Annotated in this window: 12 protein-coding genes; 3 read left to right on the top strand and 9 right to left on the bottom strand. The window is 34.2% G+C overall.

Features of this window, described 5'->3' with window-relative positions; genetic code table 11:
• Positions 1-87: 87 nt before the first annotated feature.
• The 6 genes from NG806_RS22400 to NG806_RS22380 all read right to left on the bottom strand — a co-directional run bounded on the left by NG806_RS22400 (position 88) and on the right by NG806_RS22380 (position 7,349).
• Positions 88-2,568 carry a beta-mannosidase gene (locus tag NG806_RS22400; protein WP_261511397.1) on the bottom strand — a complete coding sequence of 827 codons (2,481 nt, stop codon included), beginning with the start codon at positions 2,566-2,568 and terminating at the stop codon, positions 88-90.
• Entirely contained in the window at positions 2,561-2,770 is a 210-nt protein-coding gene (locus NG806_RS23020) for a GxxExxY protein (protein ID WP_315941743.1), read from the bottom strand. Before NG806_RS23020 ends, NG806_RS22400 begins: the two co-directional genes overlap by 8 nt.
• A gap of 38 nt (positions 2,771-2,808) precedes the next feature.
• The gene (locus NG806_RS23015; protein WP_315941742.1) at positions 2,809-2,949 is read right to left on the bottom strand and encodes a GxxExxY protein; all 141 of its coding nucleotides are present in this window, start codon (positions 2,947-2,949) and stop codon (positions 2,809-2,811) included.
• Between the two features lie 340 nt (positions 2,950-3,289).
• Positions 3,290-3,952, bottom strand: a complete 663-nt coding sequence (locus NG806_RS22390; RefSeq protein ID WP_261511396.1) for a copper homeostasis protein CutC — start codon at positions 3,950-3,952, stop codon at positions 3,290-3,292.
• A gap of 89 nt (positions 3,953-4,041) precedes the next feature.
• Positions 4,042-5,037: an isoaspartyl peptidase/L-asparaginase family protein gene (locus NG806_RS22385; protein WP_261511395.1), complete on the bottom strand. Its 996-nt coding sequence runs from the start codon at positions 5,035-5,037 to the stop codon at positions 4,042-4,044.
• A gap of 44 nt (positions 5,038-5,081) precedes the next feature.
• Positions 5,082-7,349 (bottom strand): glycoside hydrolase family 20 protein, encoded by a 2,268-nt coding sequence (locus NG806_RS22380; protein WP_261511394.1) that lies wholly within the window; start codon positions 7,347-7,349, stop codon positions 5,082-5,084.
• 103 nt (positions 7,350-7,452) lie between these two features.
• On the opposite strand from NG806_RS22380, the gene NG806_RS22375 reads away from it, so the two are divergent.
• Positions 7,453-8,271 (top strand): DUF4197 domain-containing protein, encoded by an 819-nt coding sequence (locus NG806_RS22375; RefSeq protein ID WP_214826288.1) that lies wholly within the window; start codon positions 7,453-7,455, stop codon positions 8,269-8,271.
• Positions 8,272-8,345: 74 nt separating this feature from the next.
• Here the strand turns inward: NG806_RS22375 and NG806_RS22370 are convergent, their stop codons facing one another.
• Entirely contained in the window at positions 8,346-8,999 is a 654-nt protein-coding gene (locus tag NG806_RS22370; RefSeq protein WP_214826290.1) for a CoA transferase subunit B, read from the bottom strand.
• A gap of 121 nt (positions 9,000-9,120) precedes the next feature.
• Between NG806_RS22370 and NG806_RS22365 the strand changes: the two genes are divergently transcribed.
• Positions 9,121-10,923, top strand: a complete 1,803-nt coding sequence (locus NG806_RS22365) for an ABC transporter ATP-binding protein (RefSeq protein ID WP_214826292.1) — start codon at positions 9,121-9,123, stop codon at positions 10,921-10,923.
• Between the two features lie 64 nt (positions 10,924-10,987).
• Here the strand turns inward: NG806_RS22365 and NG806_RS22360 are convergent, their stop codons facing one another.
• Both NG806_RS22360 and NG806_RS22355 read right to left on the bottom strand, forming a co-directional pair.
• Entirely contained in the window at positions 10,988-11,689 is a 702-nt protein-coding gene (locus NG806_RS22360; RefSeq protein ID WP_214826294.1) for a CoA transferase subunit A, read from the bottom strand.
• Positions 11,690-11,858: 169 nt separating this feature from the next.
• On the bottom strand, positions 11,859-12,470 hold the full coding sequence (locus tag NG806_RS22355) for a hypothetical protein (RefSeq protein ID WP_261511393.1): 612 nt from the start codon (positions 12,468-12,470) through the stop codon (positions 11,859-11,861).
• A 343-nt stretch (positions 12,471-12,813) separates the two neighbouring features.
• Here NG806_RS22355 and NG806_RS22350 point away from each other — a divergent pair, with 343 nt between their 5' ends.
• A complete protein-coding gene (locus NG806_RS22350) occupies positions 12,814-13,191 on the top strand; it encodes a DoxX family protein (RefSeq protein WP_261511392.1) in 378 nt (125 codons plus the stop codon).
• The last annotated feature ends 123 nt before the right edge of the window (positions 13,192-13,314 follow it).

The following is a 13,314-nucleotide window of genomic DNA, read 5'->3' as shown; positions in this document are numbered from 1 at the left end:
TTATCTCCCGCAGATTTTGCGGATTACTCAGATCTTTATGTTTTATCGGATTTAATTGATTTAACATATAGGACTGTTTAGATTTAATCAGGGATTAACTGTGTTCCACAAGCTCATTACCTCAACTTTTTCTAAAGATTTTGATAGTTTAATCCGTTTTGAGCTTTTTGGAAGTAAGTCAAAAAAGTTATCACTAAAATGAATATCCCCTAATAAATAAACATCTTTTGCTAAAACATCGGTAGAGACTTCAATTTCAGTTGGTGAAATTTTCCTGATTGTAATATTGGGTTTAGTCAGCTTTAAATCTTTAGGTTTTCCAAAAAAGAAATTATTTTCAGCTACTATTTTAGCATTCTCGCCTTTTAAGGTCAACTTTAAAAAGACTTCATTTTTAGATGAATCAGAAATTAAACGATCTATTTTTACTGGATCAAATTTTACAATTTCATTCAGCGTTTTTTCTTCAGAACTCACTGTCCCGATCACTTCTCCATTAAACTTAACAACCTTTATTTCAACAGTCAGATTCCTAAATACATTCTGATTATCATTGATAGCATACAAATTCAAAGTCCCTTCTTTTTCTTCAGTCAATAAAACCTGCTGTTCAAAACTTCTTTTTATTTGATAGTGCAAAGCTTTCCAATTTCCCAGGTAATCAATGGAAGACCATGAAACAACGGGCCAGCAATCGTTTAGCTGCCAGTATAAAGTTCCCATATTATAGGGTTTTGCACGACGGTGGGCTTCAATTGCAATTTGCATTCCTCGAGCCTGTAGCAATTGAGAAACATAATTATATTTTACAAAATCAGTTGGAACAGGATAATCGCGCTCCATATATTTGTTAATGATCTCCCAACCTCTTCCATGTTTTTCGTGAGCTTTTATCGTAGGACTTTGCAAGCTTAGATCAGGATCTCCAGAAAACATAGATTCAGTCGTTTCCAGACTTGGCATTCCCTGGAAACCATATTCCGACATAAAGCGACCTACTTTTTCATTATATATTTCGAAAGGCTGCTCACCCCACCAAACACCCCAATAATGAGAATCACCTTCTGTTAAACTTTCTTTATGACCCCAACCAATGGATGGTGAACTTGGCCAATAGATATTTTTATCAGCAGCTAAATTCTCTTTTAAAGTATTTGGAATTACTTCATGGAAAACCTTTTTATAATCTTTCCAAACCTGTAGGGAATCTTCTTTTGAATATTTAAATTGCTTCTGATATTCCCAGTTAACAATAGCCTCATCTACCTCATTATTCCCACACCATAAAGCAATAGAAGGATGATTTTGTAATCGATTAACCTGACCTCTTACTTCTTCTTTTACGTTATTCAAAAAGTCCTCATCAGCTGGATAAAAGCTGCCAGCAAACATAAAATCCTGCCATACCAGGATTCCATTTTCATCACAGGCTCTATAGAATTCATCATCTTCATAAATCCCACCTCCCCAGATACGAATCATATTCATATTTGCTTCTTTAGAATCTTTGATCAATTGCTGATATTTCCCCTTGGTAATTCTTGGTGAAAAGCTGTCTGCCGGAATCCAGTTGGTTCCTTTTATGTATAATGGATGTCCATTTACTTTAAAATAAAAAGACTTTCCTTTTCCATCTTTTTCCTGAATAAATTCTATCGTTCTCAATCCGATTCTCAAATCCTCATTTGAAATAATTTTTGAATCTTTTTGTAAGGAAACTTTAACCGTATACAAATTAGGATCTCCCCATCCATTTGGCTGCCATAATTTGGGATTCTCTATTGTAAAAGGAATATCTACATTATTGCTTCCCTTCTTTAATTGGAGTTGATTTTTTTTATTATCAATCGAAATTTCATAGATGCCTTCATTATCAGCAAAGATTTCAAAATGAAAATTTAAATCAGCCATTTGTTTGGTTAGGCCTTTTTGTTCAAATTTTACATTTTCAAGTTTAGCATTATTCCAGAAGCTCAGTTTTACATCTTTCCAAATTCCTGCTGTCACTAATCTAGGACCCCAATCCCATCCGAATTGATATTGAGCTTTTCTCACAAAACTTCTTGGGCTTTCGGGCATCATAAAAGGAACCTTTTTTGCCAGTTCTTTTCCTACATTTACTGCCGATCTGAATTTAATCTGCAGAAGATTGTCGCCCATTTTTACATATTGCTTCACAAGAAATTCCCATTTCCTGAACATATTATCTGTTTTCTTGAGGAGTTTTCCGTTAAGGTAAATTTCAGAAAAAGTATCTAATCCTTCAAAAACAAGATCTATATTTTGATTTTCTAATTCTTCAGATGATATATTAAAATGGGTCTGATAATCCCAATCTTCATTTTCTATCCATTGAGATTTCTTCTCATTTTCATCCTTGTAAGGATCCGGAATCAATTGATTATTCATGAGATCCAAATGAACCGTTCCTGGCACTTTTGCAGGAAGCCATTTTTGTTCTTTTGAATTTTTAAACTGCCATTTTTCAGAGGACAAACTGCGCTCTGAAAACTGTGCAAAAAGAAGATTTTGGATAAATAGAAAAATAAAAAGGAACGTTTTATTCATTAATAAGTTTATTTACAATTCTATGGATTCCATCTTTGATAAGAGGACAATTAAAATTAATCAGTAATCCAAGTTTAATATTTGTCAGTTTTAAATAAGTCAATACTTGCGAATAAAATATAGGATTCATTTCTAGCACCGACTTTACTTCAATTACCTTATTATTAACCATGATATCAATTCTATACGAATTTTCAATCATTACTTCCTTGTATCTTAATGGCAAGGAAATTTGTTTCTCTACATGTAATGTAAGCCCATCTTTGTTAATTCATAAGCCAATGCAGTCTCATAAGCATTCTCTAGTAGTCCAACTCCTATATTTTTATGAACTTCTAACGCTGCACCTATAATTTTATAGGACAATTCATTTTCTGTCATTCATTTGTGTTTTGTGTTTACTTTATTTTTTAACGCAAAGTTTTATTTTTTTTCCTTCACATCGTAAATTAGCAAAGTTTTTAATCAATTAAAATTGATTTGATGAAGCGAATGTTATATGCAGCAGCTTAATCAGCGACTTTGTCGCAATGCTTTGCTCCTTAAAACAATAAAGTATAATATTAAATCTTTGCGTTTAAAAAATATTCAATCTCATCCATCGTTCAGAGGAACGAAAGAATCTCTATTTAGCTATGTTGAGATTCTTTCATTCCGCTTCATTCTGAATGAAAAAAAACAGTCATTAATAATAAATGTTGAGTATATTAATAACTTGAAACTACTTATTCTTCAAAGCAACTACTTCATCTGCATTCGCAAATTGTCCACCATCAGTAATAGCTGAAGAATGAAAGTATCCAGCACTGGTAAATTCCCTGATATCCTGAATATTAGTTGATCTTAGCCCTCCGCCAATAAGAATTTCTATTCTCCCATCAGACAGCTCAACTAATGTTTTAAGGTTTTCTTTGCCTTCAGAAACATTAGGCTTTTGTCCAGAAGTAAGAATGGTTTTAAAACCACAATCAATTACTTTTTCCAAAGAATCCTCCAATCCTTTTGCTCTGTCAAAAGCACGATGAAAAGTACATGGAAGAGGTTGAGCTAATTGAACCAAAATTTTATTTTGCTCAACATTAACCTCATCATTTTCATCTAAAATTCCGAAAACAAAGCCATCAACATTTAATGATTTCAATTGGGTCAACTCGTTCTTCATCTGTTCAAATTCTGCTTCAGAATAGGTAAAATCTCCCCCACGAGGACGAATCATTACAAAAACCGGAATGTTTATTTTTTCTCTGAGTTCTTTTGTTGTTTCAAAACTTGGTGTTGTACCACCTTCACTTAATCCATCACAAAATTCTATTCTGTCTGCGCCATTTTCAAAAGCAATTATTGCAGACTGTGGGTTAAAGCAGGCTATTTCTATCTTTGACATTCTTAAATTCTACTGTTTATATTTTAGCTAAAACTAATTTCATTCTTGTAATTCCAAAAATGAAATTAATTTATTCTATTGATTTTTAATTACTTTTTTAATGCAAATTCAGGAGTTTCCAATCGGTTTCCTTTTTGATCATGAACCGCAAAATTAAATCCATCCTGGATACAATAAGATCCATATTCCCCGTTTTTATTTAAAGCTATAAAACCCACCTGAATATCTTTTAGGTTTTTGTTTCTTCTTTGTGCAATCTTTACAATTCTTTCTACTGCTTCTTTACAGGCTTGCTGGGGATTTCTCCCTTGTCTCATTAGTTCTACTACCAGATGCGTTCCCACTGTTCTGATCACTTCTTCTCCATGCCCCGTAGCTGTTGCGGCGCCTACTTCATTATCTACGAATAAACCGGCACCGATAATTGGAGAATCTCCTACTCTTCCATGCATTTTAAAAGCCATTCCACTAGTTGTACATGCTCCGGAAAGATTTCCCTGTGCATCTAATGCGATCATTCCTATCGTATCATGATTTTCAATGTTGACAACCGGCTGATACTTGCTGCTTTTCAGCCATTCTTTCCACTCTTTTTCAGACTCTGGGGTCAATAGATTTTCTTTTTTAAAACCCTGTGATAAGGCAAATTGAAGGGCACCATCTCCCACCAACATAACATGGGGTGTTTTTTCCATAACCGCTCTTGCTACAGAAATCGGATTTTTAACATTTTCTATACAGGCAACAGATCCGATATTATAATTTTCATCCATAATACAGGCATCTAGTGTTACTCTTCCATCTCTGTCGGGACGTCCACCATAACCTACGCTTCTCTCCGTAGGATCCAACTCTACCAAACGTACTCCTTTTTCAACAGCATCTAATGCTCTTCCGTTTTTACCAAGAATTGTCCATGCTTCTTCATTGGCTTTTAAACCAAAGTTCCATGTAGAAAGTACAATGGGTTTATTGATGATTTTATTATTTTCAGGAAGCTCTTTAGCTATTAAATCCAAAGGATTCATTAATAATGCTGAAGAAGCAAGTGCTGTATTTTTTAAAAATTTTCTTCTTGAGTTCATATTTTTCTGGTATTAGGTTGCAGGAATATTTTTACTATTTATAATTATAAAGCTCCTATTTCATCTACGAAAAGCCAAGCTTTAGAATCAGCTCCCGGATTTCCGGCTGGTATAATTCCTGCATTTTCTATTTTAATTTTAATATATTTTGAGTTCTGATTTCCTATATTCAATCTTACTTTTCCTTTTGAGTTCTGAATTTCTTCTTTTCCAATTTCTTTGATCATTTTAAAATTAGTGTTGTCATCGGAAACAAAAATCTGTGTTGATTTAGCAAGATGAATCCAACTTCCCTTATTCTCCAGAGTATTGAAATAGATTTCTGAAAACTGTGTTTTCTGTCCTAAGTCAATAACTGCTACAACATCTTTTCCATTAAATCCTAACCACGTTTTCCCTAACTGCTTTTGATTTCCAATAATCCCGTCCACTAAAGTGAAAGCGCCTCCAAAAGAGTAATTTTCACTTGGCTGTTGTTCCAGGCTAATGTTCTTTCCTGTCGTTTTGGAAGGGGTAAACTGTTGTGTGGAAACAGCACTTTTTAGTTGACCTTCTTCAAAATAGGCAGACTTCACTGTCATGGCCTTAGATACAGGAATAACCTCCTGATAAGATTGAGAGTTTATTGTCGGATCCGTTCCGTCCGTTGTGTATTTTATTCCATTGGAATTTTGAGAAGTTGACAATTCATAAGCAACACCATTCACTGCAGGAATTACTTTTCCTGAAATATTATAAATGCTTTTAGCATAATTCACCTTCATTTTATCTAAAACCTTAAACTGCTGTATGACCCTGTTTTCAAAATCTTTATAATTTTTAGAATCCGCTGTTCCCCAAGCAACTTCTGAGAGTGCCATTAACCTTGGAAAAATCATATACTGCACCTGTTTAAAATCGAGAATATATTCAGTCCATAAATTAGCCTGAACCCCCAAAATGTATTTTGCCTGCTCAGCATTTAATTCCGAAGGGATAGGATCATAGGAATACACTTTATCTAAAGGAGTAAATCCACCAAAAGCATTTGGCTCCGATTGTGGATCTCCCTGATAATGGTCAAAATAGCAGAAAGCTCCGGGAGTCATCACGGCAAAATGTTTGGATTTCGCCGCTTCAATTCCTCCATTTACCCCTGTCCAACTCATTACGGCTGCATTTGGAGCTAATCCACCTTCTAAAATTTCGTCCCAGCCAATTATTTTTCTTCCTTTGCTGTTCACATATTTTTCAATGGTCTGAATAAAATAACTTTGTAAACCATGTTCGTCTTTCAGGTTATTTTTCTTTATTAATTCCTGACAATGTGCACATTCTTTCCATCTGGTCTTCGGGCACTCGTCGCCACCAATATGGATATACTGAGATGGAAAAAGTTGCATAACCTCGTCCAAAACGTTTTCCAAAAATGTAAAAGTTTCTTCTTTTGGACAAAATACATCATCAAAAACACCCCATTTCGTAGCAGCTTCAAAAGGTCCTTTTGTACAAGCTAATTCTGGATAAGCTGAAAGTGCAGCTAAAGCATGACCCGGCATTTCAATTTCGGGAACAATAGTGATATGTCTTTGTTCAGCATATTTAACCACTTCCTTAATCTGCTCCTGGGTATAAAAATAGGGGCCATATGGTTTTCCGTCAAATGTATTATCAACATAAGCTCCGATCATCGATTCTTTTCTTTTAGAACCTATTTCGGTAAGCTTTGGATATTTTTTGATCTCAATTCTCCATCCCTGGTCATCAGTTAAATGCCAGTGAAAAGTATTCAGCTTATACATCGCCAGATAATCGATATACTGTTTCACTTCATCCACGGTAAAAAAATGACGACAAACATCCAGATGCATTCCACGCCATGCAAATTTTGGAGAATCATTAATTTCCATAGCAGGAATTTGCTTGTCTTCCCTATGCTCTTCAAACAACTGAATCAACGTTTGAAGTGCAAGAAAATACCCCTGCTTGGTATAGGAACTTATCAAAATTCTTTTGGGAGAAATGTAAATAGAATACTTTTCTTTATCTGCTTCAGCATTAATTGGGATTTTTGGCTGTGGAAACAGCAAATGCATCACATGAACTTTTTCTGTACTGCTACTGGATTTAAATTTAACCTGGGAACCTAGACGTTTTTTTAAATATTCTGTTTCTTCTTTCGGAAGTTTATCATTCAGTATTAGTGTTTCTGGAATTTCAAACTTCCCGGCCTGCATATTTACACTTTGTGGATAAGGAATTAAATTTGGTTTCTTCTGAGCATGAAAAACAGTGGAAAAAATAGCAGAAAATATAAATAGAAAACGTCGCATTTAAGTATGATTAAGGTTTTAGCTAAGATAATTATTTTCTAAAACTCTTTTGCTCATTTTAACTTATTAAATAATAAAACATCTAAATTTGCAAAAAAATACAATGAGAAAAACTATTTTTCTGGCTGCTGGATTATTATTTTCAGTTTCGTCTCAAGCCCAACTTTTAGACATTATAAAATCTACTGTTAAGGATAAAACGGGAGTTGATCTAAATAATCCCGGTAAAACAAAAAATACCACTACATCCAATACGACTGCCATATCTACCTCATCTCCCAATAGATCGTCCTCTATTAATCTGAACAATCTTACCTCATCACAGATCTCATCTGGATTAAAGGAAGCTTTAAGTCTTGGAGTAACTGATGGTGTAAAAAAACTGGCTTTAACTGATGGATTTTTAAAAAATGAGGCTGTAAAAATTTTAATGCCTGAAAAATTACGGAAAGTCGACACTACGTTACGTTCTTTAGGAATGGGTAAACTAGCAGATGAGGGGGTAAAATTATTAAACAGAGCTGCTGAAGATGCGGTAACAGAAGCCGCTCCTATTTTCACGAATGCCATTACTTCCATGACCATTACGGATGCTAAAAATATTTTATTAGGTTCCAATAATGCAGCAACCAATTATTTGCAGACTAAAACCCAAAGCCAACTGTTTACCGCTTTCCAGCCAAAAGTACAGGCTTCTTTAGGAAAAGTAGGAGCTGATACGGTTTGGAAAAATCTTATTTCAAAATACAATATGTTTACTGGACAGTCTGTAACTACTGATCTTAACGAATATGTTACCACAGAAACTATTAATGGCGTATTCAAAATGGTGGCAGAAAAAGAAAGTGGAATAAGAAATACTCCGGCTATGAGAACGACAAGTATATTGCAGAAGGTTTTCGGAGCTCAGGATGGAAAATGATCTTAGATTTTAAAATTACAATTATATATATAAAAAAGGCTGTTTCAGAAATTGTAACAGCCTTTATTTTTTATTTAGAATTGCATTTCAGGAATATCCCCTTCAATGATAAGATCTGCTTCTGTAGATTTGATAATATGTTCTACTGAAATTCCTGGTGCTCTTTCAACGAGCTTAAAACCTGCAGGAGTGACATCCAGTACTGCTAATTCTGTCACTACTCTTTTCACGCAGTTTACACCTGTTAATGGAAGCGTACATTTCTTTAGAATTTTACTTTCTCCTGCTTTGTTTACGTGCATCATTGCAACGATGATATTTTCAGCAGAAGCTACTAAGTCCATTGCACCACCCATTCCCTTCACCATTTTTCCAGGAATTTTCCAGTTGGCAATATCTCCATTTTCAGAAACTTCCATCGCTCCAAGAATGGTTAGATCTACTTTCTGACCTCTGATCATTCCAAAACTGAAAGCAGAATCGAAGAATGATCCTCCTGGCAATATCGTAATCGTCTGTTTTCCGGCATTAATAATATCGGCATCTTCTTCGCCTTCAAAAGGGAAAGGTCCCATTCCGAGAACTCCATTTTCACTCTGAAACTCTACGTCTATACCATCTGGAACGTAGTTGGCAACCAGAGTAGGAATCCCTATTCCCAGGTTTACATAGTAGCGGTCTTTCAGTTCTTTTGAAATTCTTTTAGCAATTTGTTCTTTTGTGAGCATAATAAAAACTTAGACTGCAATTTAAATATTTTCAATTGAATACAAAAGGTCTTTATTATTCCAAATTATTAACATCATAAGTCAAAATAATATCTTTAATTTTGCAGGATTATTTAATCGAATGAAAATACTCTTAAGATATCTTAAACCTTACAAATGGTTGATTGCCCTTTCTTTGTTACTGGCCACCATTAATCAGGTTTTTTCTTTATTTGCACCGGCAATTACCGGTAATATCCTTGATCAGCTGGTTACCCATCCTAATTTTTTTGATAAGGAAAAACTCATTCCCAGAAATCTGAATCAATATTTATATGGAAATGGAATTTACCACGGGGCGTTTTATTTTTTAACATTGCTTATCGGAACAGCAATGATAAGCCGAATTGCCAAAGCATTTCAAGATTATGCGGTAAGCGTTATTACCCAAAAGTTTGGTGCGAAAATATTCACTGATGGTCTAAAGCATTCAATGGCATTACCCTACCAGGAATTTGAGGACCAAAGAAGTGGTGAAACCTTATCGATCTTAACGAAAGTACGAGAGGATACGGTGAAATTCATCACCAGTTTCATTAATATATTCTTCGGAATATTAGTCAGTATTATTTTCGTTTCCGTGTATGCTATTCGTTTACATTGGTCGATTATGCCTGTGTATATCTGTGGAATTTTCCTGATTGCTTTTATCACCAATTTATTGAGCAAAAGGATAAAAAACATTCAGAAAAATATTGTTTCAGAAACAACGGCTTTAGCTGGAAGTACTACAGAAAGTTTAAGAAATATAGAAATTGTTAAAAGTTTAGGACTAACCAATCAAGAAGTTATCCGTTTAAATAATAATACGTATAAGATTCTTGGACTTGAGCTTAGAAAGGTTAAAAGTATCCGTTCTTTAAGTTTCATCCAGGGAACGATGGTCAATTTTCTTCAACAGATGATTACCCTGACCCTGTTATTATTAATTTTCAAAAATATTGTTACTCCCGGACAATACCTGTCTCTGATGTTTTATGGTTTTTTTATTTTCGGACCGATGCAGGAAATTGGGAATATTATCATTTCTTATCGTGAGGCAGAAGCATCTCTTAATAACTTTGATCGTTTAATGAAAAAAGAGGTGGAAGAAAAACCACTTCATCCAAAACAAATTGGTGCTATTGAAGAATTAGAATTTAAACATGTTTCCTTCAAACATCAGTCGGCACAGTATAAAGCCTTAAATAATATCTCTTTTGATGTGAAAAATGGAGAAACCATTGCTTTTGTAGGACCTAGTGGTTCAGGGAAAAGTACATTGGTAAAATTACTGGTTGGGCTTTACAGGCCACAGGAAGGAAATATTTTTTACAATACAATTAATGGAAAAGAATTTGACTTTGATGAATTGAGAAATCAAATTGGTTTTGTAACCCAGGATACTCAGCTTTTTGCAGGAACGATCAAAGAAAATCTTCTTTTTGTAAATCCTAAAGCTACAGAAGTGGATTTGGAAATCGCTTTACAGAAATCAAGTTGTACTGCATTATTAGAAAGAGCAGAAAAAGGTATTGAAACGGTTATTGGTGAAGGAGGGCTGAAATTGAGTGGTGGGGAAAAACAAAGAATCGCTATCGCTCGGGCACTTTTAAGAAAGCCCCATTTATTGATTTTTGATGAGGCGACTTCAGCTTTGGACAGTATTACTGAAGAAGAAATAACATCCACCATAAAAAATATTTCAAAGGAAAAGGAACAAATTACAGTTCTTATCGCCCATCGTTTAAGCACTATTATGCATGCAGACCGAATTTATGTACTTGAACGCGGACAAGTCATAGAAATGGGATCTCATGATAATCTAATTGCCGAAAAAGGATTGTATTATGCCATGTGGCGACAACAAATCGGAGAAAGAAAAATGCTTATTTCGGAAGAATAAACAAAGCGCTGAATAAATTATTCAGCGCTTTGTTTTTATTTTAAATGTTGTTTTTCAAAAGAAATTATTCTTTTTGTCTAACAGTTCTTTGTTCAATTCTCTTTTCGAATTTTTCACCCTGGAAAATTCTCTGAATCATAATTCCGGGAATATGTATCTGATTAGGATCCAATTCTCCATCTTCTACTAATTCTTCCACTTCAGCAATTGTAATTTTTGCAGCGCCCGCCATTGGATGATTAAAGTTTCTTGCAGATCCTTTGAAAATTAAATTTCCGGCATAATCTCCTTTCCAGGCTTTTACAATAGAATAATCAGCTTTATAGGCATGTTCTAAAATATGAGGCTTACCATCGAAATCTTTTACTTCTTTACCCTCAGCAATCTCTGTTCCATATCCTGCAGGAGTATAGAAAGCAGGAATTCCAGCCTGAGCTGCTCTGCATTTTTCAGCAAGCGTTCCCTGAGGAGTAAGTTCAACATCTAATTCTCCGGAAAGCATCTGTCTTTCGAACTCTGCATTTTCTCCAACATAGGAAGAAATCATTTTTTTAATTTGTCTTTTATGAAGCAGTAATCCTAATCCAAAATCATCAACTCCTGCATTATTGGAAATACATGTCAAGTCTTTTACATCGCTTTCTACCAATGCATTAATGGAGTTTTCAGGAATACCACAAAGACCGAATCCACCTAACATTAAAGTCATTCCATCCTGAATACCTTCAATGGCTTCCTGTGCATTTTTTACTCTTTTATCAATCATTAAATATTAGATTTTCTGTTGGCTAAATTTAATAATTTTTCTCGTAACTGTGGTAGTCTGGATTTTTATTTGAACTTATAAAAGTTCATATTCGAAAAAACAGGATTTAAAAATCAGTTTACATACTTTTTTATAGAGATCAGATTCAGTAGGCAGATCTTACTTTACATTATTCAAAATCAAGTAATCCGTCTGAAAGTGCTTTCCATTGGATTTTTGATATTCCCACCATTCCTCCTAAACCAACCATCATATTTCTAAGTTTATCAACGAATGCAGCATTATAATTTGGAGATTCATTCCGTCCATATATCGCAGCCGTCAGTTCTTTGCCATTTCTTGAAATAAGAAAAGTTGATGTCGCTTTATCACTGTAAAAATGTGCAACATGATCATTTTGGTCATTCCCAGGGATTTTCGATGGGCTGCAGGTTACTAAAAAACTCTCAAACTCATCAGCAACCTGATGAAATATATTAACAATTTCTACCCAATCATATCCTTTTGCTTCTGCTTCACCGGGACCAGGTATATTAATCCTAATAAAATCTCCTATTTCAGGAGAACGGTCGAGAGGCTTTCTGTTGGAATCAAAAAGTTTAAAATCTGATGTATTTTCTCCGCTAAATTGTTGCCATTGATTGACCGAGAAGAATCTTTCTTTTAAAATACTAAACTTTTCTGCTGCCAATACGGCATCATTATAATACTTTTGACTTTCAGTGTCATGAAATCCGCCTTCTTTTTGTAGTGGTATTCCAGGAATTTTTTTTGGCTTCATTATATCAAATTTAAAATTGAACGTTTTTATCAATCCAAATATTGAATATCAAACTATTTTATTTTTTTCTTTTTAAAATCATTTTATTTTAAGCAGAAAAAACATTTATAATTAACATCATAAAATCCGGTAATTAGAATTAATGCGACAATTTGCAGACCAAATTTTCTTTAGGTACAAAAAAAAGTTCCGTCCAGGTCTTATAACGACAATCCTATCTAACTGAGTATATTAAGATTACATATTAAAAAATTATTTACTTTTTTTAATGGTCTAGATTTTGGAACTAATACAATAAGTAATTATAAGGTTCAACTGACAAGCGCCTCAAAAAAACAGTATTATGGAAACAAAAGATATATCAAAGGTAGCACTTGGTGCATTTCTCATCTCAGCAGGAATAGGTCACCTTACGTTTGCGAGAAAGGAATTTCAGGCTCAGGTTCCGGAGTGGGTTCCTTTAAAAAAAGATGATACTGTAGTATATTCAGGAATCGCAGAAATCCTTTTAGGAACAGCAGCGATTGTGACTCCTCAAAAGTATAGGAAAACAATGGGAAAAGTTCTCGCTGGATTCTTTGTGGCCGTTCTTCCCGGAAATATTGCTCAATATAGGAACAGAAGGGATTCTTTTGGTCTTAATACAGATAGTCAGAGATTGGCAAGGCTTTTCATGCAGGCTCCATTGATAGCATGGGCACTAAAATCTACAAAGGATTAAATATTTTTTAGAAAGCCAATAACCAGAACTTTTTCCTTATTTTTTTTCTAAAATTGGTCTATATTTGGTGAAAATTATTTACCACATATTCAGACCTGTTAATATAGTTAGTATATTAATTAT

Source organism: Chryseobacterium paludis (assembly GCF_025403485.1).
Taxonomy (GTDB): domain Bacteria; phylum Bacteroidota; class Bacteroidia; order Flavobacteriales; family Weeksellaceae; genus Chryseobacterium; species Chryseobacterium paludis.
Note: the sequence above shows the minus strand (reverse complement) of the source record. Positions and strands in the feature narration are given on the sequence as shown.